Source organism: Bacillus sp. SIMBA_005, from assembly GCF_046535585.1.
GTDB lineage: Bacteria > Bacillota > Bacilli > Bacillales > Bacillaceae > Bacillus > Bacillus pumilus.
On sequence record NZ_JAWRWI010001213.1, the window covers coordinates 1 to 234 of the forward strand.

Genomic DNA, 234 nt, shown 5'->3' on the forward strand with positions numbered 1-234 from the left:
GCGTCATGCCGTCGACTGCAGCACGAATGCCGTAATACGAAACGGGCGTAAACGCCTGAATGTCTGCCTCGCGCTTTGCAATCATGGCAAGCGTCGGAGTCTGCACACGCCCGCATGAGAGCTGGGCATTGAATTTTGTGGTAAGTGCACGGGTGGCGTTGATCCCCACAATCCAATCCGCTTCCGCTCTGGCGACGGCAGAATGGTACAGGTTTTCATATTCTTTGCCGCTGC

General features: G+C 56.0%; 1 protein-coding gene. It reads right to left on the reverse strand.

The features are described 5' to 3' along the window. Positions 1–234, reverse strand: a 234-nt coding sequence (locus SB660_RS23920) for a DNA topoisomerase (protein ID WP_410585104.1), incomplete at both ends; no start/stop codon positions are given.